General features: G+C 56.4%; 23 protein-coding genes and 1 tRNA gene. 12 read left to right on the plus strand and 12 right to left on the minus strand.

The features are described 5' to 3' along the window. Window positions 1-103: 103 nt before the first annotated feature. The 7 genes from ACN0WX_RS05645 to cysD form a co-directional block, all read right to left on the minus strand. Window positions 104-1,117, minus strand: a complete 1,014-nt coding sequence (locus tag ACN0WX_RS05645) for an acyl-CoA dehydrogenase family protein (protein ID WP_417621332.1) — start codon at window positions 1,115-1,117, stop codon at window positions 104-106. Then, entirely contained in the window at window positions 1,114-2,289 is a 1,176-nt protein-coding gene (locus ACN0WX_RS05650; RefSeq protein WP_417621333.1) for an acyl-CoA dehydrogenase family protein, read from the minus strand. The genes ACN0WX_RS05645 and ACN0WX_RS05650 overlap by 4 nt, the downstream gene beginning before the upstream one ends. A 56-nt stretch (window positions 2,290-2,345) precedes the next feature. Beyond that, entirely contained in the window at window positions 2,346-2,672 is a 327-nt protein-coding gene (locus tag ACN0WX_RS05655) for a Rieske (2Fe-2S) protein (RefSeq protein ID WP_417621334.1), read from the minus strand. A gap of 86 nt (window positions 2,673-2,758) precedes the next feature. Then, complete coding sequence (locus tag ACN0WX_RS05660) at window positions 2,759-4,264, minus strand: AMP-binding protein (protein ID WP_417621335.1); 1,506 nt, start codon at window positions 4,262-4,264, stop codon at window positions 2,759-2,761. A 156-nt stretch (window positions 4,265-4,420) separates the two neighbouring features. Beyond that, window positions 4,421-5,152 carry a 3'(2'),5'-bisphosphate nucleotidase CysQ gene (locus ACN0WX_RS05665; protein ID WP_417621336.1) on the minus strand — a complete coding sequence of 244 codons (732 nt, stop codon included), beginning with the start codon at window positions 5,150-5,152 and terminating at the stop codon, window positions 4,421-4,423. 11 nt (window positions 5,153-5,163) lie between these two features. Continuing rightward, window positions 5,164-7,071 (minus strand): sulfate adenylyltransferase subunit CysN, encoded by a 1,908-nt coding sequence (gene cysN / locus ACN0WX_RS05670; protein WP_417621337.1) that lies wholly within the window; start codon window positions 7,069-7,071, stop codon window positions 5,164-5,166. Further along, window positions 7,071-7,976 carry a sulfate adenylyltransferase subunit CysD gene (gene cysD, locus ACN0WX_RS05675; protein WP_417621338.1) on the minus strand — a complete coding sequence of 302 codons (906 nt, stop codon included), beginning with the start codon at window positions 7,974-7,976 and terminating at the stop codon, window positions 7,071-7,073. Before cysD ends, cysN begins: the two co-directional genes overlap by 1 nt. Window positions 7,977-8,060: 84 nt before the next feature. On the opposite strand from cysD, the gene ACN0WX_RS05680 reads away from it, so the two are divergent. Next, the gene (locus tag ACN0WX_RS05680; RefSeq protein ID WP_417621339.1) at window positions 8,061-9,161 is read left to right on the plus strand and encodes a helix-turn-helix transcriptional regulator; all 1,101 of its coding nucleotides are present in this window, start codon (window positions 8,061-8,063) and stop codon (window positions 9,159-9,161) included. Between the two features lie 152 nt (window positions 9,162-9,313). On the opposite strand, the gene ACN0WX_RS05685 is transcribed toward ACN0WX_RS05680, so the two are convergent. Then, a tRNA-Pro gene (locus ACN0WX_RS05685) sits at window positions 9,314-9,390 on the minus strand. Between the two features lie 201 nt (window positions 9,391-9,591). Here ACN0WX_RS05685 and yajC point away from each other — a divergent pair. From yajC to ACN0WX_RS05705, 4 genes are read left to right on the plus strand one after another with little or no spacing between them, the layout of a single operon-like run. Beyond that, on the plus strand, window positions 9,592-9,924 hold the full coding sequence (gene yajC / locus ACN0WX_RS05690; RefSeq protein ID WP_417621340.1) for a preprotein translocase subunit YajC: 333 nt from the start codon (window positions 9,592-9,594) through the stop codon (window positions 9,922-9,924). Window positions 9,925-9,951: 27 nt separating this feature from the next. Beyond that, window positions 9,952-11,556 carry a protein translocase subunit SecD gene (gene secD, locus ACN0WX_RS05695; protein WP_417621341.1) on the plus strand — a complete coding sequence of 535 codons (1,605 nt, stop codon included), beginning with the start codon at window positions 9,952-9,954 and terminating at the stop codon, window positions 11,554-11,556. Then, window positions 11,553-12,536 carry a protein translocase subunit SecF gene (secF, locus tag ACN0WX_RS05700; RefSeq protein WP_417621342.1) on the plus strand — a complete coding sequence of 328 codons (984 nt, stop codon included), beginning with the start codon at window positions 11,553-11,555 and terminating at the stop codon, window positions 12,534-12,536. Before secD ends, secF begins: the two co-directional genes overlap by 4 nt. Before the next feature lie 3 nt (window positions 12,537-12,539). Then, window positions 12,540-12,920: an Mth938-like domain-containing protein gene (locus ACN0WX_RS05705; protein WP_417621343.1), complete on the plus strand. Its 381-nt coding sequence runs from the start codon at window positions 12,540-12,542 to the stop codon at window positions 12,918-12,920. On the opposite strand, the gene ACN0WX_RS05710 is transcribed toward ACN0WX_RS05705, so the two are convergent. After that, the gene (locus ACN0WX_RS05710; RefSeq protein WP_417621344.1) at window positions 12,917-14,095 is read right to left on the minus strand and encodes a glycosyltransferase; all 1,179 of its coding nucleotides are present in this window, start codon (window positions 14,093-14,095) and stop codon (window positions 12,917-12,919) included. The two genes, ACN0WX_RS05705 and ACN0WX_RS05710, sit on opposite strands and share 4 nt — an antisense overlap. A gap of 24 nt (window positions 14,096-14,119) precedes the next feature. Then, window positions 14,120-14,683 carry a helix-turn-helix domain-containing protein gene (locus ACN0WX_RS05715; RefSeq protein ID WP_417621345.1) on the minus strand — a complete coding sequence of 188 codons (564 nt, stop codon included), beginning with the start codon at window positions 14,681-14,683 and terminating at the stop codon, window positions 14,120-14,122. A gap of 86 nt (window positions 14,684-14,769) precedes the next feature. Between ACN0WX_RS05715 and ACN0WX_RS05720 the strand changes: the two genes are divergently transcribed. Then, window positions 14,770-15,282 (plus strand): DUF6456 domain-containing protein, encoded by a 513-nt coding sequence (locus ACN0WX_RS05720; RefSeq protein WP_417621346.1) that lies wholly within the window; start codon window positions 14,770-14,772, stop codon window positions 15,280-15,282. Here the strand turns inward: ACN0WX_RS05720 and ACN0WX_RS05725 are convergent, their stop codons facing one another. Beyond that, window positions 15,283-17,097 (minus strand): ABC-F family ATP-binding cassette domain-containing protein, encoded by a 1,815-nt coding sequence (locus tag ACN0WX_RS05725; protein ID WP_417621347.1) that lies wholly within the window; start codon window positions 17,095-17,097, stop codon window positions 15,283-15,285. A gap of 127 nt (window positions 17,098-17,224) precedes the next feature. On the opposite strand from ACN0WX_RS05725, the gene ACN0WX_RS05730 reads away from it, so the two are divergent. The 5 genes from ACN0WX_RS05730 (at window position 17,225) to ACN0WX_RS05750 (ending at window position 21,365) form a co-directional block, all read left to right on the plus strand. Then, complete coding sequence (locus ACN0WX_RS05730) at window positions 17,225-18,082, plus strand: aminotransferase class IV (protein ID WP_417621348.1); 858 nt, start codon at window positions 17,225-17,227, stop codon at window positions 18,080-18,082. A 16-nt stretch (window positions 18,083-18,098) separates the two neighbouring features. After that, the gene (locus ACN0WX_RS05735) at window positions 18,099-18,815 is read left to right on the plus strand and encodes an SIMPL domain-containing protein (protein WP_417621349.1); all 717 of its coding nucleotides are present in this window, start codon (window positions 18,099-18,101) and stop codon (window positions 18,813-18,815) included. A gap of 68 nt (window positions 18,816-18,883) precedes the next feature. Beyond that, on the plus strand, window positions 18,884-19,192 hold the full coding sequence (locus ACN0WX_RS05740) for a hypothetical protein (protein ID WP_417621350.1): 309 nt from the start codon (window positions 18,884-18,886) through the stop codon (window positions 19,190-19,192). Window positions 19,193-19,284: 92 nt separating this feature from the next. Next, window positions 19,285-19,950 carry a response regulator transcription factor gene (locus ACN0WX_RS05745; RefSeq protein ID WP_417621351.1) on the plus strand — a complete coding sequence of 222 codons (666 nt, stop codon included), beginning with the start codon at window positions 19,285-19,287 and terminating at the stop codon, window positions 19,948-19,950. A 95-nt stretch (window positions 19,951-20,045) separates the two neighbouring features. Continuing rightward, complete coding sequence (locus ACN0WX_RS05750) at window positions 20,046-21,365, plus strand: sensor histidine kinase (protein WP_417621352.1); 1,320 nt, start codon at window positions 20,046-20,048, stop codon at window positions 21,363-21,365. On the opposite strand, the gene ACN0WX_RS05755 is transcribed toward ACN0WX_RS05750, so the two are convergent. Further along, a complete protein-coding gene (locus ACN0WX_RS05755) occupies window positions 21,362-21,646 on the minus strand; it encodes a chorismate mutase (protein ID WP_417621353.1) in 285 nt (94 codons plus the stop codon). The two genes, ACN0WX_RS05750 and ACN0WX_RS05755, sit on opposite strands and share 4 nt — an antisense overlap. 116 nt (window positions 21,647-21,762) lie before the next feature. On the opposite strand from ACN0WX_RS05755, the gene ACN0WX_RS05760 reads away from it, so the two are divergent. Beyond that, on the plus strand, window positions 21,763-22,776 hold the full coding sequence (locus tag ACN0WX_RS05760; RefSeq protein ID WP_417621354.1) for a polyprenyl synthetase family protein: 1,014 nt from the start codon (window positions 21,763-21,765) through the stop codon (window positions 22,774-22,776). Window positions 22,777-22,786: the final 10 nt, after the last annotated feature.

A 22,786-nucleotide genomic window follows, 5' to 3' on the forward strand; every position in this document is an offset into this window, starting at 1 on the left:
GCAGGGCAGAGCGATAACCGGTTCATCGATTAAAACGATATTGTCGCGCTGACGGGTCCGCAGGCCCACTAGGCTTCTCGCGGCCGGTTTTTGCCTGAAGTATTTAGCTGGCGTCTAGCACCAGCCGACCAGTCTTTTCTTCCCAATAATCGGCATCGCCGCACAATTGACAATTGAGGAAGGCGCGCTTGAAGAAACGATGGCAGGGATGTTCCTCGGTCAAGCCGATGCCGCCATGCAGCTGAATGGATTCCTCGGCTATTTCGCGGAAAACACCAGTCGCATGCGCCTTTATCGCTCCCGTCTCAAGCGGTGTGGTATCGCAGGCAGTGCGACTCCAGAATAACGCTTCAGCCGCGACGAGCTTTACCTTAAGGTCGGCTACACGATGCTTGAGGGCCTGAAACATAGCCAGAGGCCGATCGAATTGCTGGCGTGTTTTCAGATATTCGACAGTCAGTTCGAGCAGCGCGCCAGCCGCTCCCAGACTGTCCGCGGACAACGCCAATTGTGCACTGATCGACAGATTGTCGTGCAGCGCCTGAACCGCTGGTTCCGCAGCAATGACAAGCGACGGGTCGACTGCGTATCCAGTGAGTTCGATATCGAAAAGGCGCCGACTTTCGTCCCAAAGCGGTTGCTCGCGCGCAATCACCCCCGGTGCATCCAGCGGAATCAATGCATAAACGTCACCCAGTCCCGCCAATATATGGCTTGCCATATCCGCTTCAAAAACACCCGCAATCCGTCCGTCATATTTACCGTCATCGCGTTTCTCGACCGCTGCAGATAGCATGGGCAGCGGGATATATTCCCCGCTGCAAACCCGCTCCACCCAGTCGGTTTTGTCGACCAGCGTTTCAGACCCGGCAATTGCCTGAAGCCCAAGCAAGGCCGGGATAAGTGGCGCTGCCGGGAGCACCCGGCCCATTTCATGATGAATGGTGGCGACGGCATCGCGCTTGAGACCAAGGCCGCCAAGTTCCTCGGGCAGATCGAGCATCAACCAGCCCATTTCCGCAATCAGCTGCCAGCTTTCATCACGCCGGGGGATCAGCCTGTCCGCCGGAAAGGCTTTTTGCGCCGCATCACGCAATTCGGAAAGTTCGATTGTCAAAGCGCCCAGCCTTTCGGTTCGCGTGGCATGCCAAGCATGCGTTCAGCGATAATATTGCGTTGAACCTCTTCGCTACCGCCCGCTATTGTCCAGGCATAGCTGTTCATGAAGTCGGCCATCCAGTTGCCGCTATTGAGATCGCCGAATGTGATCGGTTCGCGATATTGGGCCGTGATCCCGCCAACCCGAACACCCAGGTCAGCCCAGGCACGAAGGCAGTGCGAATAGGCATTTTTAACGATGGATGCGTCGCCAATGACTTCGGTTCCGTCGATCCGCTTTTGCAGAAATTGGTCTGAAAGCGCACAAACCGCATCGATTTGCGTCACCAGCCTGCCCAGATCCCGCAATATGCCGGCATCGTCCACCCGGCCACATTTCTGCACTGTCTCGGCCAGACGATACATGTTGCCGCGTAGCCGATAGGATAATTCCATCAGCGTCAATCCGCGCTCCGATGCCAGCGTTGCTTGCGCCACCGCCCATCCGTCGCCTTCATCCCCGACGCGTTGGCTGACCGGTATTTCCACGCCATCGAGGAAAATTTCTGCAAATTCCTCATCGCCCTGAATCTGGTGGATCGGGCGAACAGTGACGCCCGGCGCTTTCATGTCCATCAGCAAATAGGTCATACCCGCCTGCTTTGGCCCTTCCGACGACGTGCGTGTCAGCAGCAGGCATTTATCGGCATATTGTGCCATGGTTGACCAGACTTTCTGGCCATCGACGATATAGACATCACCTTTGCGCACGGCCTTGGTCTTGATGGCAGCCAGGTCCGACCCGGCATTGGGTTCGGAAAACCCCTGGCACCATGTCTCACCTTTCAGGATTTCGGGCAGATAGCGTGCCTGCTGCTCCGCGCTGCCGCACTCGTGCAGGGTGGCAAATGCGTGATAGGTGGATACAAAGGACAGGAGCAGGCGCGGCGCATCGGCGCGGGCGAGTTCCTCATAAATGACCTTCTGCTCGGCGAGGCTGCGTCCGCCGCCCGGCCATTGCTCTGGCCAGTGCGGAATCGCATAGCCTGCGCCGACCAGCTTGCCGAACCATTCGCGTTGCTCTGCGGCAAATTTCTCGTGCGTGTCCGCTCTCGTGCGCCAGTCTCCGGGTGCATGGTCAGTTAACCAGGCCCGAATTTCGCTGCGCAGATTTTCCAGTTTATCGGTCATACCCAAGCTAGGCACCATTCTGGCGGTCCACCGCAAGGGTGCGGCGACAATATCGATCAGGCGATACCGGAAACATCGACTAATATTCTTCCATCCTCGATTTCAACCGGGAAGGTCTCAATCTTTTCGACAGCTGGCGGATTAAGTGGTTCGCCCGTTGCGAGATCAAAACGAGTGCCATGAGCAGGACAGGCTATCCAGCCGGCGCGAATGCGTCCAGTCTCAAGCGTCTGGAACGCGTGCGAGCACTCATTCGCAACAGCGTAGATTTTGCCGCCACTGTTGCACACCAAAATGGGCTGGCGACGCACACAAAAACCTTTGGATTCGCCGTCTGCCAGCTCCGCCAGCTTGCCGACTTCGATCCGGTCCTGGTTGTTCATCGCAGCAAGCCCTTCCCCAGATATTCTTCCGAAAAGCTGAACATATTCATCTTTCTTTCTTTCAGTATGGCACGCGCAACAAGTTGTCAGCTTTGATTGCCGGCAGCCGGGAAGAGCTGTTCCCGGACGGTTTGCTTCGATATTTTTCCATAAGCATTTTTCGGCAATTCATCCCAGAAATAGTAAGTTTTTGGCCGCTTGAACCGCGCGAGCGATCGGAGACACAGGGCATCAAGCGCCGCTTCGTCCAGCGTGATCCCTTTGGTCGCCACGACAATTGCCGCGACATTTTCCCCCCATTCCTCATCGGCGATCCCCAATACACAGACCTCTGCTACATTCTCGGCCTGGAGAAGCACTTCCTCGACTTCGCGAGGATAGATATTTGAGCCGCCGGAAATTATCACGTCTTTTGACCTGTCCTGCAAGGTCAGATAGCCTTCCGCGGACAGGGTGCCAATATCGCCGGTTTTCAGCCAGCCGTTCCTGATGGTATCGTTGGTGGCCTTTTCATTTTCCCAGTAACCCGCCATCACGACGTCGCCGCGGCAGACGATTTCTCCGGTAACGCCGTCGGGCAGGGGTGTGTCATCATCACCCCATATGGCAATGTCCACACCAAGCCGGGGCCAGCCCACCGAACGCAGGATGCTGTCATTGTCCGACCAGTGATCGTCACGGTTTAGTCCGGCAATCGTCATGGGGGCTTCGCCTTGCCCGTAAAGTTGACAAAGTCTGTTCCCGAATATTCTTTTGCATCGCTTGAGTTCTTCCAGATGCATCGGGCCGCCGCCATAGATGATATTTCTCAACCCGCTTGGAACAATGCCGGAGCGTTCCGCCGCACGCCGCAATCGTTGCAGCATGGTTGGAGCAAGAAACATCCCGACCCCCTGATAATAGGTGCAAAGGTCCAGAATATTGTCTGGATTGAACGAATCCGTTTGCGGGATGATCTGTGCTGCTGCCCGGGCGACATAAGGCAGAATATACAGTCCGGAGCCATGCGACATGGGCGCGGCATGGAGGATCGCATGCGTTGCGTCGAGAGCTTCGAAATCGGCCAGATGCGCGGCGACCATTGCCATCAGATTGCGATTGGTCAGGGTCGCACCTTTGGCACGGCCGGTGGTTCCGCTGGTGAAAAATATCCAGGCGGGGTCATCGGGCCGGCGATCGACCGCTGCGATCGGCGCGCTGGATAACAGGGATTGATAGTCCTCGCTGCCAATGATCGTGGCATGCCAATCGGGACAAGTCTCGATGTCGTCGGACACAAATATCCTCGCTGCCCCGCAACTTTCGAGCAGCTCACTCACTTCGCGCCTGTGCAGTTTCGCGTTTAGCGGGACCACGACCAGGCCCGCTGCCCAGCAGCCAAATAATATCTCAATATATTCTGGACAATTCTTGCTCAGGATTGCCACGCGAGCGCCTGGAGGAAGTCCCAGGCCAGCCGCCAGTTTCTCTGCGCGCTGGCGCAATTCGCGCCAGTTGGCGAAAGGGCCCGTGCCGTGGGCAATGGCCAATTTATCGGGAAAACGGCGAGCGTTCTGGATCAAATAGTCGAACAGGTTCATCGTGATCCCCATTCAGACGCGGCCATGTTCCATCATGCAAGCAAATTTGCGCGCACCGGTGGCGCGTCATTACATATCGCCGCCGCGTCGCTGTCTGGCAGGTAATCCCGACCTATATTACCGGCCAGCAGGATCCGGGTGATTGCGGTCTGGTTGCCGGCGGGGGCGCTAAATTTGTGCGAGTGCCGCAAACACAGGATCGGCATGTTCCTTCCGGCAAATCAACAAGTCCGGCATGTAAACATCACGCTGGTTATATATCAGTGGCGAGCCATCGACGCGGCTGACATGCAGGCCATGCGCAGCGGCGACGGCGATCGGTGCGCAGCTGTCCCATTCATATTGGCCGCCGGTGTGGAGATAGATATCGGCTTCTCCGCGCACCACCGCCATGGCTTTCGCACCGGCACTGCCCATTGCGACAAGTTCAGCACCCAGGGTTTCCGCCACAGAAACTGCCTCGGAGGCAGGGCGCGTCCGGCTGACCACCATGCGCAATTTTTCGGGCGGTGGCGCTATCGGGTGCGGCTGGTCCGAACGCAGCACGAGATCGAGACCGGGCAGGGCGACGGCTCCAATCGCAGGAGCGCTGTCTATGGCGAGCGCGACATGGACAGCCCAATCGGTCCGGCCTTCGCCATATTCGCGGGTACCGTCGACCGGATCAATGATCCACACACGCGATTTTGACAGGCGCTCCTCGGTATCCTTGCTTTCTTCGGAAAGAAGGCCGTCATCGGGCCGCTGTTCGGCAATAGCGTGGATCAGGAACTGGTTCGCGGTCTGATCGCCTGCCTTGCCGAGTGCTTTTGCCTCCAGAAGCCCGCTTTCGCGCACCTGCAGCAGCAATTTTCCGGCGGAAGCGGCAAGATGGGCGGCGAGGGCTGCATCGTCCTGCATGATATGATCCTTCATTTGAGCGGCGAAATCTGGCGGATGATAAATTCGGCGGCTTCAGCCGGGGACATCTCGACGGTATTGACCCGGATTTCGGGTTTTTCGGGCGGCTCATAGGGGCTGTCGATACCGGTGAAGTTTTTCAGCTCGCCGGCGCGTGCCTTCTTGTAGAGTCCTTTGACGTCCCGCTGTTCGGCAACCTCCAGCGGCGTGTCGACGAAAATCTCGACGAACTCGCCCTCGGGCAGCATTGCACGGACCATGTCCCGTTCTGCCCGGAAAGGGGAAATGAACGCGGTCAGTACGATCAGTCCGGCATCGGTCATCAGTTTTGCCACTTCCCCGACACGGCGGATATTCTCGATCCTGTCCGCCTCGGTAAAGCCCAGATCCTTGTTGAGGCCGTGCCGTACATTGTCACCATCCAGCAGGAAGGTGTGGCGGTTCATCATGTTGAGCAGCTTTTCCACCTCATTGGCGATAGTTGATTTGCCCGAACCGGAAAGGCCGGTGAACCACAATACTTTCGGTTTCTGATTCTTCAGATTCGCATGTTCTTCGCGGCCAATATCGGTCGCCTGCCAATGCACGTTCTGCGCCCGGCGAAGGCTGAAATGCAGCATCCCCGCTCCAACCGTGGAATTGGTAATCTTGTCGATCAGAATGAAACCGCCGAGTGTGCGGTTGTCGCTATAAGCCTCGAACACGATCGGTTTGTCCGTTGCCAGTTCGGCGACACCAATGGCGTTGAGATCAAGCGTTTTGGCAGCCATGTGCTGCATCGTGTTGACATTGACAGTATATTTCGGAGCCTGCACGGTCGCGGATACCGTTTGCGTCCCGAGTTTGAGCCAGTAAGCCCGCCCCGGGATCATGGCATCGTCATCCATCCAGACAATGGTGGCCTCGAACTGGTCCGATGTTTCGGGCGGATTGTTGGCGGTCGCAATGACGTCACCGCGTGAACAATCTATTTCATCTTCGAAACACAGCGTGACCGATTGTCCTGCCACCGCTTCCTCGAGATCGCCATCAAGTGTGACAATCTTGCTGATGGTTGACGTCTTGCCTGAGGGCAGTACGCGAATTTCATCACCTGGCTTGACGGCACCGGTCGCAATCTGTCCGGAAAACCCCCGGAAATCGAGATTGGGCCGGTTGACCCACTGGACCGGCATGCGCAGCGATTTTGCCTGATCGGCGGTGACATCAAGATCGACCGTTTCAATATGGGCCATCAGAGGATCGCCCTTGTACCAGGGAGTGTTCGCGGAATTTTCGGTGATATTGTCACCCTTGAAACCCGAAATCGGCATGGCCGTGAAACTGTCAATGCCAATTTCCTTGGCGAAGGCGGCATAGTCGTCAACAATCGCGTCATATTTTGCCTGATCATAGTCAATCAGGTCCATCTTGTTGACGGCAAGGACGATATTCTTGATGCCGACGAGATTGCACAAATAGCTGTGCCGACGGGTCTGGACGAGTACGCCCTTGCGCGCATCGACCAGGATCACGGCCAGGTCGGCGGTTGAAGCGCCGGTGACCATGTTGCGGGTATATTGCTCATGGCCCGGACAGTCGGCGACGATGAACTTGCGCTTTTCGGTCGAGAAGAAACGATAGGCAACATCGATGGTGATGCCCTGTTCGCGTTCGGCGGCAAGGCCATCGACCAGCAGCGCGAAGTCAATCTCCTGTCCCTGGGTGCCGGCGGTTTTTGAATCGGCCTGCAGCGCTTCGAGCTGATCCTCGAAAATCATTTTGCTGTCGTAAAGCAACCGCCCGATCAACGTCGATTTACCGTCGTCGACCGAACCGCAAGTGATGAAGCGGAGGAGTGATTTATGCTGGTGCGTTTCCAGATAGCTGTCGATATCGTCCGCAATCAGGGCGTCGGTCTTGTATATGCTATCTGTCATCAGAAATATCCTTCCTGCTTTTTCTTCTCCATCGAAGCGGCACTATCGTGGTCGATGGCGCGCCCTTGTCGTTCCGATGTCGTGGTGAGCAGCATTTCCTGAATAATTTCCGGCAGGGTTGAGGCCTCGCTTTCCACCGCACCGGTCAACGGATAGCAGCCGAGCGTGCGGAAACGGATTGATCGTTCGACCGGTGTCTCGCCTTCCTTGAGCGGGAAGCGTTCGTCATCCACCATGATCAACATGCCGTCGCGTTCGACCGTCGGCCGTTTTGCGGAATAATAGAGCGGGACAATCTCGATATTCTCGAGGTGGATATATTGCCAGATATCGAGCTCGGTCCAGTTCGACATCGGGAATACGCGGATACTCTCGCCTTTGGACTTGCGGGTGTTGTAAACCTTCCACAATTCCGGCCGCTGGTTCTTTGGGTCCCAGCGATGATTGGCCGACCGGAAAGAGAATATCCGTTCCTTGGCCCGGCTCTTTTCTTCGTCGCGCCGTGCACCGCCGAAGGCTGCATCAAAGCCATATTTGTCGAGCGCCTGTTTCAGCCCTTCGGTTTTCCACATATCGGTATGCAGCCCGCCGTGGTCGAAAGGGTTGATCCCGCGTTCGACGGCCTCGGGATTCTGGTAAACCAGCAATTCCATGCCAGCATCCGCAGCTGCCTTCTCGCGCAGCTTGTACATGTCCTGGAATTTCCAAGTCGTATCGACATGCAGCAGGGGAAAGGGCGGCGGGGAAGGGTAAAAGGCCTTTTTGGCTACATGCAGCATCGCCGCGCTATCCTTGCCTACCGAGTAGAGCATGACGGGCTTTTCTGCCTCCGCCACAACCTCGCGCATGATATGGATGGCTTCTGCCTCGAGCCGCTCGAGATGAGTCAATGTCCGTGCCGTCAATGTCCGCTCCTCAAATGTTGGGAACATATTGACTAGAGAAAATTTCTTATGGACCTCCCAGATGGGAGGATGTACGACATTGGCATGGCTTTTCCCGGGAATTCCGAAACCGAATTGCTGCTCTCCTTGCAGAGGGCGGTGGTGGAAGAATCCGGTTGGACCGGGTTTCTGGCGGAGCTCGCAGCTATGACAAGCGCCAGTTTTGCTGCATTAATTGTTGAAACCCGGGGTTCTTCCGGTTCGGTACATATCGTCAATGCGATGCCAAATGGGCAGCCGGTACCAAATTCTTCCGATGCCCTGGGCACAATACTATCTGACCGACTGCGCCCGGAACGTATCTATTCAGCCAGCGAGTTGAAAGATTTGGATTCCGGTGATGAAATAGCTTTGGCGCTCGACAGGCTTGATGCGCGCGCCCTGCGGGCGATGCGCGTTGTTGTTTCCGATGCGCTGGCGATCACGGTTGGAATCTTTGGTTCGGTAGAGTTCGGCGCTGCGGATGGCGCCATTTTACGAAGGCTGTTTCCTTATCTCAAGGCCAGTACGCAGGCTGCTGCAATGGTTGGGCGCGAACGATTTCGGGCGTCTGTGTCAGCCGGTGTGGCACGAAAGACAGGGCTGGGTTGGTTCCTGCTGGATCGCGCGGGGTTCATTGTCGAAGCAGCGTTCGATCGCCAGGACAGATTGCCCGGTCTTCGTATTCTCGCTGGGCAACAAGGCGAGAGGATGGCCTTTGCAGACCGGTCGGCCGAATCAGCATTGGCCGATATCCTTGATCGCTGTGCATCTGCAACCGCTGAGCGTTCATCGGCCATCAGGATCAGTGACCTTCCCTTGGTCCACCTGCATATTTCGCCATTTTCATCATCGGACTTTGCATTGCGCGGGTCACCGGTCGCGATTGCCACATTGCATGGGCAGAGCCAGATGAAGCCGGACGGTGCCGACATGCTAGTGGACCTGTTCGGGCTGCTTCCCAGCGAAGCGCGACTGGCAAAGGCATTGGCAAGCGGGGAATCTCTGGCCGAGGCCGCCGAACAGATGGGCCTGACTATCGAAACCGTACGGAACTATTCAAAAAAAATCTTCGCCAAGACGGGAACGCGGGGACAGGCAGATCTGGTCAGGTCAATCCTGGCGATCGGCCTGGCTGAACTTGAAGACCCGTTGCGCCATTTATAGCGCAACACATGACGGGCATTATTCAGCTTCTCTGCGCGCTAGCACCCGTCAATCCCGGAGGGACAGGGGAGCGAGCACAGAAAATTTTCTGTTCCACGACACTTCATTGCAAGGAAATTGGGGGTTTCGCATTTTGAATAATGCCTGAAAACTGGTCGGGACGAGAGGATTCGAACCTCCGACCCCCACACCCCCAGTGTGATGCGCTACCAGGCTGCGCTACGTCCCGACCGAGGCTGCGCATATATGGAGGTCGGTTGGTCTTGGCAAGTCGTTTGCGACATGCTTGCCGGCTTGCGGATATACGGATTATATTGCGCGCTCGTCGAGTGCGTGATAGGCGCGCGCATCATTTGGATTGGCTATTCAGGGGCTTGAAACACGGGCCGCGCCACCACATTTAACAATTTGTAATAATCGGGACGGGTTCATGACAACAATATCTATATTATCTGCAGCAGCAGGGTCCGGCGGCGCCGGTGGTTTTCTGATTTCGATCATGCCGCTGGTACTGATCTTCGCGGTTTTCTATTTCCTGCTCATCCGCCCTCAGCAAAAAAAGATGAAAGAACATCAGGGCAAGATCGGTGCGGTCAAGAAAAATGATGAGGTTGTCACCGGTGGCGGGCTCGTCGGCAAGGCGGTCAAGGTTGACGATGAATATGTCGAGGTCGAAATTGCCAATGGCGTGCGCGTCAAGGCGGTCAAGGCAACCCTGTCTGACGTGATGCCTCGTGGCGGTGCCAAACCTGCGAACGACTGAACGCGGTGATATAGAAAGTTAGTTTTGATGCTCGATTTTCCGCGCTGGAAAGTTATTTCCATTTCTCTGCTGCTGGCCTTTGGCGTACTGATGTCAGTGCCCAGCCTGATTGGCGCGAACGGCCAAAAATATTGGCCAAGTTTTTTGCCGAATGAAACGATTAATCTGGGGCTCGATCTCCAGGGCGGTAGTCACATCTTGCTCGAGGCAGATCCGGCCGATGTCGCGACTACCCGTCTCGAGACGATGGAAGAATCGGTGCGCGCGGAAATGCGCCGGGCAAGCCCGCGCATTGGCATTGGCGATATTTCCCGCAAAAACGGAGTGTTGAGCTTCATGGTGCGCGACAGCACCCAGGTTGATGCAGCACGCGAGGCGATCCTTCCGCTCACCAGTGGTGCCGGCCTGACCGGTCAGCGGGACTGGAATATCGAAGTACGTGACGACACGCGCTTTGTTTTGACTCCGACAGCAGCCGGTCTCGAAAATGCAGTAGAAAATGCCATGGAAACGGCAACCGACGTGATCCGCCGCCGAATTGATGAAATGGGCACTCGCGAGCCGACGATCATCCGCCAGGGTGATACGCGGATTGTCGTGCAGGTGCCTGGTCTCGATGATCCCGAAGCATTGAAGGCCTTGCTCGGACAGACCGCAAAGCTGGAATTCAAGCTCGTTGATTATGGGGCGGATCCCAACGCCGTTGCCGCTGGCAGACCGCCGGTTGGCAGCCAGATTTTTCCTTATCCCGACAATCCGGCCGGATTGCCGAATATCGCGGTCAAGCGCCTTGGCGGGATTAGCGGCGACAAGCTGACCGATGCCGGGCAGGGCTTTGACCAGCAAACCAACGCAGCGGTGGTCAACATTACCTTTGATAGCGAGGGCGGCTCGAAATTTGCTCGGCTGACGCAGAATAATGTCGGTCGTCCCTTTGCCATCATTCTGGATGGCCAGGTATTGTCCGCGCCCAATATCAACGAACCCATTCTCGGCGGATCGGCCCAGATTTCCGGTAATTTCACGGTTGAAAGCGCGAACCAGCTGGCGATTGCCCTGCGGTCCGGCGCGCTGCCGGTGGAACTGAAGATCGTCGAGGAACGCACCGTCGGTCCCGATCTCGGCAAGGATTCGATCGACAAGGGCATGATTGCCGCGATCATTGCTACCGTCGCCGTGCTGACCTTCATGGTCGTCACCTATGGCCGCTTTGGCATGTATGCCAATATCGCGCTGGCCCTGAACCTGTTCATCATTGTCGGGGTCATGGCACTGTTCAATGCCACATTGACGCTGCCGGGGATCGCGGGATTTGTGCTCACTGTCGGGTCAGCTGTTGATGCCAATGTGCTGATCAATGAACGGATCAGGGAAGAACGCAGGCGAGGGCGACGGATCATTCAGTCCATCGAAGTCGGTTACAAGGAAGCATCCCGGGCGATCATGGATGCCAATATCACCAATATTATTGCCGGCGTATTGCTGTTCATGTTCGGGTCCGGACCAGTCAAGGGTTTCGCGGTCGTTCTGATGATCGGTATCGCCTCATCCGTCTTTACCGCCGTGGTTGTCACCCGCATGTTCGTGGCGCTCTGGGTAAGAAGAGCCCGGCCGCAGGAGTTGGTGATATGAGACTACTCAAGCTTGTTCCGGACGATACCAATATCGGTTTCCTGAAATGGCGCAATATTGCCATGGCCTTCAGTATTTTGACGATTATAGCGTCGATCGGACTGGTCGCTGCCAAGGGCCTGAACTTTGGTGTCGATTTTATCGGTGGCCAGATGATCCAGGCAACGTTTACGGAGACAGAAACGGCACCGATTAGCGAGCTGCGAGACAGTATTGGGGGACTCGGTTACGGGGAAGCGACGATCCAGCGTTTTGGCGACGCCAATGAAGTTTCGATCCGGATGCGCTTGCCAGCCGAAGCGGAATCGCGCCCCGAAGCGGCTAATGAAATGACCGAAAAGATTGTGTCCACGATCAGGGCCGATCACCCCGATGTGCGGATTGACGGCGTGGAATCGGTTTCCGGCAAAGTGTCGGCAGAGCTTTTCGAGACGGGCGCCTATTCCCTGCTGTTCGCGATGATCGCCATTTCCATCTATATATGGGTGCGATTTGAGTGGCAATTTGGTATCGGCGCCTTGTTCGCGCTTGTGCACGACGTCGCGCTGACCTTCGGATTGTTCGCGCTGACCCAGATGGAATTCAACCTCAATATCGTTGCGGCATTGCTGACAATCATCGGCTATTCGCTCAACGACACGATTGTCGTGTTTGACCGAATTCGAGAGAATCTGAAGAAATATCGCAAGATGGATATCATCGCTCTGCTTGACCTCTCGGTGAACGAGACTCTGGCGCGGACTGTGATGACCAGCCTGACCATGTTGATCGCGCTTGGTGCTCTGATCTTGTGGGGTCCGGATGTGATTTTCGGTTTCTCGGTCGCGATGTTCTTCGGCGTGTTTGTCGGTACCTATAGCTCGGTCTATATGGCCGCTCCGATATTGATCTGGCTCAAGGTTGGCCCGGACACTTTTGTGCCCGCAGAATCGGGCAATGAAAAAGCGGAAATAACCGGTGGTCCGGAGCAGATTGGCTAACCCTTGGTAGAATTGCGCAAGGATGTCGAGTTTGTCGGTCCGGTAGTCACCGGATTTACGTCTGCGGGCTTCAAGATCGGCGATCAGCGCTTTGATGGCGGGTTGCTGATTTCCCCCGAGCAGGCGCTGGACTGGGCCGCTGGAAGTCTCGATGAAATCGATCTGGAACAGATTCTGGCCCGCTTGAACCTGTCTCCTGCTCCGGAATTTCTGTTGCTGGGCAGTGGTTCGTCCATGGTGCAGCCATCGGCAGCCTTCCGTCGCAAGCTGGCATCTGCTGGCATGGGTCTGGAAGTGATGGATAGCCGCGCCGCCGCGCGGACCTGGGGCGTTCTGCGCGCCGAAGAACGCTGGATCGTTGGCGCCTTTCTACCGATTGGTTAGGATTTTCCAGCCGCTTTGCGCAATATGGCCAGCAGCTGATCGCCGTTGCTTTTCCAGCTAAACTGGCGGACCGATGATCGGACCGCTTCTTGGCTGGGCGGTTCCGCCAATATCGTTTTTGCAGCGTGAACAATCGCTTCGACATTCTGCTCAACAATCCGTCCGGCAGCGGGACCGGTCACCAGTTCCCGCGCTCCACCCGCTTCGCTGATAATCACCGGCGTGCCGCACGCAAGCGCCTCGACCCAGGCATTGGCCAGCCCTTCCGACTTGGACACAAGAATGGCGATGTCAGCGGCTGCGGTCATGCGCGGGATATTCTCATGCGGCACGCTGCCCAGAAAACGGACGCGGTCTGCAACCCCCAACTGATTGGCGAGGGCGCGGTAATTATCCTCTTCTTCCCCGTCGCCGGCCAGCATCAGATGCGCGTCGGGGAAATGTACCATCGTGCGGATTGCCAAATCTTGGTTCTTGCGGGCGATCAGTGCGCCGGTGGTGATGAATAGCGGACCTTTGACGCCCAGTTCCCGCTTTGCTGCATCCCGATCAACGGGGAAGAATTTGTCCTGATCCAGTCCGGTATAATGGACGGCAATTTTACCGCTATCCATGCCCAGAGTGATCATATCCTGCTTCAGCGCATCCGAGACGGCCAGCAATGCACTGGCCTTTTCCGCTGCCTTTAGAAGCTGATCCCGGCATTTGGGATCGTCGCCCCAGTGGTGGATATCCGCCCCGCGCGCCTTGATGGTAAAGGGAATGCCGAGTGCCTCTGCCAGTCGCATCGCGGCCGGCCCGTCAGGATAGAAAAATTCCGCGTCGATCACGTCGATGGGAGTCTCTGCGTGCAGCTTTTTAACCAGCGGCAATATTGCGCTGGCAATCCGCCGGGGATTGCTGGCACCACTGATCTTCGGGATCAGGGTGAACCGGGGACGGCAGACGTCGAGTCCGCGCCACGCTTCATGCTCGGGTAGAGCGCTCAGTCCCTGATATTTCCGGTGGCTGCTTAAGGGCCAGGGCGGCATTCCGACCGGATTGACGACCGTCACTCGGGCTGCCGTTCGACTGGCCAGTTCTACGGCTTGCCGTTCCACAAATATGCCAAAATTTGGTGTCGCCGCATTGGGAAACAAGGTCGACAAAGTCAGGATATGGAGCCGAGCGGTCATGACAGGCTTCCTAGCACCTCGGTCCTAAAGCTCCCTTACCAGCCGAACAGCTACCCCGATCCACTCGGGGTCACTAACGATCTGCTGCCGTGCGCCGCTACCGAGCGGGAGAATTTGCAGACGACTGGCTTCGCGACCGATCAGGCGCCCAAATATGTAACGCCCCGCGGGCCGGGGAACCAGGACATCCCGGTTGAGTGCGCCGCTATACTGGTCGGGCGTTCGTCGCGACAACCAGATATCGTCACCCGCACGATAATCACCGATGCTGCTTTTAACGCGAAGTGCGACCATCGCCGGTTCGATCGCGGGCTGATAGATATTTTCGGGCTTTTCGAGGGCATGCGCGCCTTTGTGATCCAGTATGGCCGCTACTGGCAGTTCTTCCTGATCCGGCAAGGACAGGAGCGCGGCGCTGTCGACGGCCAAGGCATTGGCAATCCGGTTTAACCAGCCTAGCGAGAGCGTTCGCGCCCCGGTCTCCAGTCGTCCGATAGTCTGCGCTGTGGTCGGCGGTTTACAGCGTTTCGCCACATCCTCCAGCGTCAAGCCCTTGCCCTTGCGAACCTCTCTGATACGGCTGATCAACTTCTATCTCCAAACCTATATGGTTTTATCCTTTCCTACAATATCGCCAAAATGGCAAGTGAGAAGCCCGCAATTCAGGAGATAACATGCCAGCCAAACCCGCCGCCACTCGTTCCGACCCCCGGTTACTCGCCGAACGTGCGCTTCCTCAGGATGGAGAGGAACGGGACCCGAAACGCAAACTGCGACGGAGCGTCTCGGTCAATCTCTCTGAATCGCCCCTGGGCTGGCTTCACGCAAGAGGCCATCTTTCCGATCGGCAGTTTGATGCGGGGGAGAGGCTTCGGGCGGATTGGGAAAGAGCCAATCTGGCCCCCCGGATCACGATGCGCTGGGATGGCTCGCCGGTTGCGGGCGGCAAACGCGGCGTACCGGCGATGCTGAATGAAACCGAGGCGCAACTCACCGCAAAGCAGCGGTTTGACAATGCGATTGACTATCTCGGCAGTGATCTTTGCGATATTGCCTGGCGGATCATCTGCGGCGGGGAGGGGATTCCGGTAGCGGAGAAAAGTCTTGGTTGGCCTGCACGATCGGGCAAATTGGTACTGAAGATAGCATTGGACCGGCTGGCAATCCATTACCGTCTGCCGGGCTGATCAAGGATTTTGCAGGCGTTCGACTTCCTCCGCCAGTTCCAGCCACCGCATCTCGGCAGTGTCTTTCTCTTCTATCAGAGTGCTGTTTTCCTGAGTCAGCTTCTCAAAAGTGGCGAAATCTTTCGCATAAAGATCAGGGTCGGCGAGCAACGTTTCGATTTCAACAATTCGGGCTTCGATCGCCTCGATCCGCTTTGGCAAAAGATCAAAGTCGCGTTGATCCTTGTAGCTCAGCTTTTTGGCTGAGCTGGCAGAGCGCCGAGGTTGCTGGCCGGATGGATTTTTCTGTCCGCTGGCTGATTTTTTCGGAGAAGTCCTGTCTTTACGCTGTTGTTCCCATTCTGCGTAACCACCCGCAACAATGTCGACCATGCCGCTGCCATCAAGGCCAAGCGTGACCGTTACCGTGCGATCAAGAAAATCGCGGTCATGGCTCACCAGCAGGACGGTGCCTTCATAATCGGCAATCACTTCCTGCAAGAGATCAAGCGTCTCGAGGTCGAGATCATTGGTTGGTTCATCGAGAACCAGCAGATTGGACATCCGCGCAAATTCGCGGGCCAGTAGCAGGCGTGACTGTTCGCCGCCGGACAATGTACCGACTTTGGCGTCGATCAGCGACGGTGCAAAGAGGAATTCCTTGAGATAGCCTTGCACATGTTTTTTCTCGCCGCGCACATCGATCCAGTCGCTGCCATCGGCAAGCACGTCACGGACTGTTTTATTGTCTTCGAGCAGGCTGCGCTGTTGATCGATAAACACGCCGTTGAGAGTCTTGGCGAGGGTTACCTTGCCGCTATCCGGCTGCAATTCGCCGGTGAGCATCTTCAGCAGCGTGGTTTTACCGGCACCATTGGCGCCGACGATCCCGATCCGGTCACCGCGCTGGATGCGCAAGGAAAAATCCCGGATGATCTGGCGCTGATTCTCGCCTTCTCCGAATGACTTGGAGATATGCTCCGCGGTGATGACCGATTTGGTGCGGCTGTCATCACTCTGGATCTTGAGATTTGCGGTGCCTGTGGGGCCGATCATCGCCGCCCGGGCAGCGCGCATCTCCCACAGTTTTTCGAGACGTCCCTGATTGCGCTTGCGCCGCGCGGTGACGCCGCGTTCCAGCCAGCGCGCTTCGATTTTCAGCTTGGCGTCAATCCTGCTGGCAGCCTGTGCCTCATCTGCATGGATTTTCTCCATCCAGGCGTCATAGCCGCCGAAACCGATTTCCTGCCTCCGCAGCGCGCCGCGATCCAGCCAGATCGTCTGTTTGGTCAACCGGGTCAGGAAGGTTCGGTCATGGGATATGGTAATGAATGCCCCCTTGTAACGGCCCAGCCAGTCTTCCAGCCAGTCAATCGCGCCGAGATCAAGGTGGTTGGTCGGCTCGTCCAGCAGAAGCAGGTCCGGATCGGATGCCAGTGCCCGGCATATTGCTGCCCGGCGTTTCTCCCCGCCGCTGGCTTTTGCCGCGCGGGTCGACAGGTCGGTACCCAATTGATCGGCAATGGCTTCGACTTCGTGGAGGGCAGGGCCATGCTCGCCCGATATGGCGAAGTCGCGCAAAGTTTCAAATGGCGTGAAATCGGGTTCCTGTTCGAGATAGACGATATTGGTGCCCGGCTGGACCATCCGCTGGCCCTTGTCCGCTTCAATCTGATTGGCAATCAGGCGCAGGAGCGTAGTTTTTCCGGCACCGTTGCGGCCAATCAGGGCGAGCCGGTCCCGCGGCCCGACATGCAGGTCGAGATTTTCAAACAGCCAGCCTTCCCCCTGGTGGAGGGACAGGTTTTCATATGCGAAGATCGGGGGTTGAGCCATGGTTCCCGGGCGTTAGGGCCAAGCGGGCTTTCGCTCAAGTCTTCTCTTTTGATCAAAGGCCATTGACCTGCCGCCCCATATCGGATTGGTAGGGACATAAATTGTATTTCGGGAATAGGTAAGCGCGGTGGAAACAGTCTATCTGAACGGCGAATATGTCCCAAAGCCGTCCGCCAAAATTTCCGTATTGGACCGGGGACTGCTGTTTTCCGATGCGGTCTATGAAGTGATTTCCGTTATCGACGGCCAGTTGATTGATATGCCGCGCCATATTTCCCGTCTGGAACGATCACTCGGCGAACTTTCAATCAACGCTTTTGCCGACTGGTCATCCATATCGGCCAATCTGATAGCGGAAAATGATCTGTGCGAAGGCCTGATCTATCTTCAGGTATCACGCGGAGTGATGGACGAGCGGGAATATCGCTGGCCACCACCGGATACGGCTCCGACAATATTTGCCTTTGCCCAGAAACGTGTGCTGATCGAAAATTCTTTGGCTGACCGCGGCATGACGATCATCACCCGGCCGGATCTGCGCTGGCAAAGATGCGATATCAAGACCACTCAACTGCTCTATGCATCGCTCATGAAAATGGAGGCTGTGGCAGCAGGAGTCGACGATGTCTGGATGACGCAGGATGAGATGATTACCGAAGGAACCTCCCAGAATGCGCATATCATTAGCCAGGATGGCGCACTGATTTCGCATCAACTGGACCGCCGCATCTTGCCCGGGGTTACGCGTATCGAAATGTTCGAACAGGCAAAATCCATGGAACTAACGGTCGAGGAGCGCGCTTTCTCGATTGACGAAGCAAAAAACGCGGCTGAAGCCTTTGTAACATCGTCAACATTGCTGATCATGCCGGTCGTTGAGATTGACGGCCATAAGATCGGTGACGGACGGCCGGGTGAACGGACCAGAAAAATCCGGCAAAACTATTTAGCTGCCGTTCAGAGAGCTTCGTCTATAAAGAATTGAATTTATGGAGATTAATATGAAATTTTCGATCTTACTGGCCGGAGCAGCCTTGGTATTTACCCCGATGAACGTCGCGCAAGCCGCGAATGTCGAGATCGTTGCCCAGAATCCGGTGATAGAACTCAGCGTATCAGAACAGGTCGATAGCGCGCCGGATACGGCTACCTTCAGCACCGGCGTAGAATCTAAAGCGAAGACCGCGACGCAAGCGCTACGCGACAATTCGGTGCAGGCGCGGAAGGTGATCGATCGGCTCAAGTCGCTGGGCATTGCCGAAAAGGATATCCAGACCACCGGCATTAATCTGCGTGCGGATTATGATTATGATCAGGAAAGCCGGGAGAACCGCTTTGTTGGCTATGTTGTTTCCAACCAAGTGTCTGCGACGGTGCGCGATATATCAAAGCTGGGCCAGATTCTTGATGCGATTGTCAGCAGTGGGGCCACCAATTTAAATGGTCCCTCATTCTCGATCAGCGATGACAGCAAGCTGAAGGAAGTTGCACGGGAACGGGCGCTCGCCAGTGCCAAAGCACGGGCGATGAGCTATGCGCGGTCCGAAGGATATACCGGTGTCCGGGTGCTTTCGATCAGCGAAGGCATGTCGCACCAGTCCGATGCACCGATGATGCGGATGAACAGTTTCGCTGAGTCGGCTGGATCACCCCCGGTCGCTCCGGGACAGGTGGGCACGGTGGTTTCGCTCAGCCTGACCTATGAAATGACTCGGTAGCTTGGTCGCCTGTAGTCTGAACCTGCTATTCACGTGATGTTAAAACCGCCGCGCCTAGGAGGGGAGGTATGTTGAAGAATTTCACCTTTTTGCCCCTTCTTGCGCTCGGTTTTATGGCCGTTGCGCCGCAATCAGCTTTGGCCAAGGATCGACGCAGTGAGCAAAATGATGCGCGCGCGCAGATGATGGCGGGGAAGGTGAAGTCGTTGCGCTCGATCGAAAACCGCATATTGCCGCAAATGTCGGACAGCCAATATCTCGGTCCGGAATTTGATCCGTCAGCTCAGGTTTATCGGCTGAAATTCATCCGCGACGGCCGGGTCGTATTTGTGGATGTCGATGGTAGAACCGGTGCGATCTTGCGCGAGTCTCGCTAGACAAAATTTGCCAATTTTCTAAATCATTGTGCGTCGTCGGGATGTTGATATAGGCTATTCCAGATGAACAAGCATTATTGCGGAGGACAGCCATGCGCGTCTTGATCGTTGAAGACGAACCCACGCTGGGACAGCAGCTCAAATCGACTCTGGAAGCCAATGGCTATGCCATTGATCTCTCGACAGATGGCGAAGACGGCCATTTCATGGGCTCGACCGAAGATTATGACGCGGTGATCCTCGACCTGGGCCTGCCGGAAATTGACGGTCTGACGGTACTCGACCGCTGGCGCAAGGAAGAGCGTAATTTTCCGGTATTGGTTCTGACCGCTCGCGACAGCTGGTCGGACAAGGTCGCCGGACTGGATGCCGGAGCGGATGACTATCTCGCAAAACCGTTCCAGACCGAAGAATTGATTGCCCGGCTTCGCGCGCTTATCCGCCGTGCTTCGGGCAATGCGTCCTCGGAATTGACCGCAGGGCCTGTGCGTCTCGACACGCGATCGGGGAAAGTGACGCTGGATGGCAGTCCGGTCAAGCTGACGGCGCAGGAATATAAGCTGCTCTCCTACCTGATGCATCACAAGGGCAAGGTGGTATCGCGCACGGAGCTGATCGAGCATATTTATGATCAGGATTTCGACCGCGATTCCAACACGATCGAAGTCTTTGTGACCCGTATCCGCAAGAAACTGGGGGCGGACGTGATTTCGACCATCCGGGGGCTCGGCTATAGTCTAGAGGATCCCGAAGCCTGAATGAGCCAAGCCAGATAGATCTTCCGGTCGATGAACAGGCACCGACAACCCATTCTCGGCTAGGCACACAGACCACCGGCTCGCTGGGCCGGCGGATGATCGGGATTGCTGCAGCCTGGATTGGCATTCTGCTGTTCGTCGGTGGTTTCGCGCTGGACCGCGTTCTAAATGACGCGGTAACCCGCAATTTCGACAATCAGCTGGAATATGTGCTGACGGCGATGATTGCGTCGGCGGAGATCGGGCCCGATGGCGAGGTTTTTCTCAATCGACCGCTGGGTGACCAGCGCTTTCTGGAGCCCAGCAGCGGTCTTTACTGGCAGATCAGCGGCAAGGGTCATGATGATTTTCCATCCCGCTCGCTATGGGACCGCACACTGGAATCGAACATCGCCCATGATGATCGTGAAACCCACATCTACGACAGCGGGCAATTTCCGGATGAACCACTGCGAGTACTCGAACGGACAATAATTCTGCCGGATTCCGAAACAAAATGGCTGTTTCAGGTCGCGCAAAGCCGCGATGGGCTGGACGCCCAGATAGCCAATATTCGTTCGATATTGGTCAATAGTTTCCTGATCCTCGCACTCGGCTTGATTGGCATGGCTGCTCTGCAGACGCTTTATGGCCTGTGGCCGCTCCGCAAGATTCGCAGTGCTATTGCGGCGATGCGAACCGGCCAGCAGCGCCGCGTGGTCGAACCGATGCCGAATGAAGTCACGCCAATGGTCGACGAACTCAACGCCTTGCTCGACCATAATGAAAAACAGGCAGAGGAAGCGCGGCGGCACGCCGGCAATCTGGCTCATGCCCTGAAAACCCCGCTCACAGTCATCATGAACAGCGCCACCGCCAAAGCCGATGATCTGGCCGACACGGTGATTCGCGAAGCCGGTGTGATGCGGCGGCAGGTCGATCATCATCTCGCCCGCGCGCGTGCCGTAGGCCGCCGCGGACACGCTCATAGCCGGGCCAAGGTCTGGCAAAGCCTGCAGGCGGTCGAGCGTGCCGTCGGACGGCTATATCCTCATGTTCGAATCGATATTGATGGCGACAAGGATGCCGTCGCGTCGGTTGAGCGCCAGGACCTGGATGAAATGATCGGAAATCTTGTCGAGAATGCCGCTAAATATGGTGGTGGCAGCGTCTTTATTACCGTCGAATGCGGTGATGAATATGTCGAATTGTTGATTGAAGATGACGGTCGCGGGATTCCCGAAGCTGAACGCCAGCGGATATTCGATCGCGGCGTGCGGCTGGATAGCGGCAAGCCGGGGACCGGGCTGGGGCTGGCGATTGTCCGGGATGTGGCGGAAATCTATGACGGATCGGTGTCGCTGGAAGAAAGCGAGGATCTGGGCGGCTTGTTGGTACGATTGAGATTGCCGCGATCGGAGCAGGCCGCTTCTTAGTCCGACTCCTCCCGAATCCGTTCGTGGTGGCGAATCACTTCGTCAATGATGAAGCGCAGGAATTTTTCCGAGAACTCGGGATCAAGATGGGCGTCACTTGCAAGCTGGCGCAGCCGGGCAATTTGTTCCGTTTCGCGCGTACCGTCGGCGGGCGGAAGGCTGTTTCTGGCCTTATATTCCCCGACTGCCTGGGTCACCTTGAAGCGTTCTGCCAGCATGAAAACCAATGCCGCATCGATATTGTCGATGCTTTCGCGATATTGTTTCAGCTTTTCGTCCATGGTTTGCCGTCCGATTTCTGCCTGTCGAGAATATCGCCCTGCTTCCGCAGGACGCAACCGTTAGAGGCCTTATTTCACTTGCCTTATCCCTAGTGACTTGCCACATCCGGTGCAACATGTCAGCAACGGTCCATCATCTCGGGCGGGACACCGCCCCATCTCTCGAACCCATCATGTCACTGGTCGCCAGCGACATGAATCAGGTCAATAGTGTTATTCTGGATCGGATGCAGTCGGAAATCCCGCTGATCCCGGAACTTGCCGGACATCTTATCGCCGGGGGTGGCAAGCGGATGCGCCCGATGCTGACACTGGCAGCGGCAAAGTTGATCGGCTATTCGGGTGACCGCCACTATAAACTTGCAGCGGCGGTGGAGTTTATTCACACTGCCACCCTGCTTCATGATGATGTTGTCGATGGTTCGGATTTGCGCCGCGGGAAAACGGCAGCAAATCTGATTTTCGGCAATCCGGCCACGGTATTGGTCGGTGACTTTCTGTTCAGCCGCGCCTTTGAGCTGATGGTCGAAGATGGCTCGTTAAAGGTACTCAAGATCCTGTCCAACGCCTCGGCGGTGATCGCCGAAGGGGAGGTTCACCAGCTCACCGCCCAGCGCAAGGTTGATACCAGCGAAGACCGTTATCTTGATATCATCGGGGCCAAGACGGCCGCTCTGTTCGCCGCTGCAAGCCGAATTTCAGCGGTTGTCGCGGAATGTGATGAAGAGACCGAACTGGCGCTCGACAGCTATGGCCGAAATCTCGGCATTGCCTTTCAACTGGTTGACGATGCGATCGATTATTCCTCGGACAGCGAAACTATGGGCAAGGATGCCGGTGATGATTTCCGCGAAGGCAAGGTAACATTGCCAGTCATCCTCGCCTATGCGCGCGGCAATGAGGAAGATCGCAAATTCTGGAAAGATGCGATCATCGGGCACAAATCTTCCGATGATGACCTCGCCCGGGCAACCGGCTTGCTGCGCTCGACGGGTGCGATTGATGACACAATGTCGCGGGCCCGGCATTATGGCCAGCGGGCGATTGATGCATTGGGTATTTTTGCTTCCGGCAAAGCACGAGATGCGATGACGGAAGCGGTTGAATTTGCCATTTCGCGGGCCTATTGAGGCCGTCCAA

It is taken from the genome of Parasphingorhabdus sp., assembly GCF_048269915.1.
Lineage (GTDB): Bacteria > Pseudomonadota > Alphaproteobacteria > Sphingomonadales > Sphingomonadaceae > Parasphingorhabdus.

Excerpts from the sequence above, each read along its gene's own strand:
- ACN0WX_RS05660 (WP_417621335.1), bottom strand. The coding sequence starts at position 4,264 with ATGGGGATCACGATGAACCTGTTCGACTATTTGATCCAGAACGCTCGC.
- ACN0WX_RS05740 (WP_417621350.1), top strand. The coding sequence starts at position 18,884 with ATGTTGAAGAATTTCACCTTTTTGCCCCTTCTTGCGCTCGGTTTTATG.
- ACN0WX_RS05725 (WP_417621347.1), bottom strand. The coding sequence starts at position 17,097 with ATGGCTCAACCCCCGATCTTCGCATATGAAAACCTGTCCCTCCACCAG.
- ACN0WX_RS05750 (WP_417621352.1), top strand. The coding sequence starts at position 20,046 with ATGATCGGGATTGCTGCAGCCTGGATTGGCATTCTGCTGTTCGTCGGT.
- ACN0WX_RS05710 (WP_417621344.1), bottom strand. The coding sequence starts at position 14,095 with ATGACCGCTCGGCTCCATATCCTGACTTTGTCGACCTTGTTTCCCAAT.
- ACN0WX_RS05655 (WP_417621334.1), bottom strand. The coding sequence starts at position 2,672 with ATGAACAACCAGGACCGGATCGAAGTCGGCAAGCTGGCGGAGCTGGCA.
- ACN0WX_RS05680 (WP_417621339.1), top strand. The coding sequence starts at position 8,061 with ATGGCTTTTCCCGGGAATTCCGAAACCGAATTGCTGCTCTCCTTGCAG.
- ACN0WX_RS05760 (WP_417621354.1), top strand. The coding sequence starts at position 21,763 with ATGTCAGCAACGGTCCATCATCTCGGGCGGGACACCGCCCCATCTCTC.
- yajC (WP_417621340.1), top strand. The coding sequence starts at position 9,592 with ATGACAACAATATCTATATTATCTGCAGCAGCAGGGTCCGGCGGCGCC.
- secF (WP_417621342.1), top strand. The coding sequence starts at position 11,553 with ATGAGACTACTCAAGCTTGTTCCGGACGATACCAATATCGGTTTCCTG.
- ACN0WX_RS05650 (WP_417621333.1), bottom strand. The coding sequence starts at position 2,289 with ATGACCGATAAACTGGAAAATCTGCGCAGCGAAATTCGGGCCTGGTTA.
- ACN0WX_RS05745 (WP_417621351.1), top strand. The coding sequence starts at position 19,285 with ATGCGCGTCTTGATCGTTGAAGACGAACCCACGCTGGGACAGCAGCTC.
- cysN (WP_417621337.1), bottom strand. The coding sequence starts at position 7,071 with ATGACAGATAGCATATACAAGACCGACGCCCTGATTGCGGACGATATC.
- ACN0WX_RS05755 (WP_417621353.1), bottom strand. The coding sequence starts at position 21,646 with ATGGACGAAAAGCTGAAACAATATCGCGAAAGCATCGACAATATCGAT.
- ACN0WX_RS05735 (WP_417621349.1), top strand. The coding sequence starts at position 18,099 with ATGAAATTTTCGATCTTACTGGCCGGAGCAGCCTTGGTATTTACCCCG.
- secD (WP_417621341.1), top strand. The coding sequence starts at position 9,952 with ATGCTCGATTTTCCGCGCTGGAAAGTTATTTCCATTTCTCTGCTGCTG.
- ACN0WX_RS05665 (WP_417621336.1), bottom strand. The coding sequence starts at position 5,152 with ATGCAGGACGATGCAGCCCTCGCCGCCCATCTTGCCGCTTCCGCCGGA.
- ACN0WX_RS05720 (WP_417621346.1), top strand. The coding sequence starts at position 14,770 with ATGCCAGCCAAACCCGCCGCCACTCGTTCCGACCCCCGGTTACTCGCC.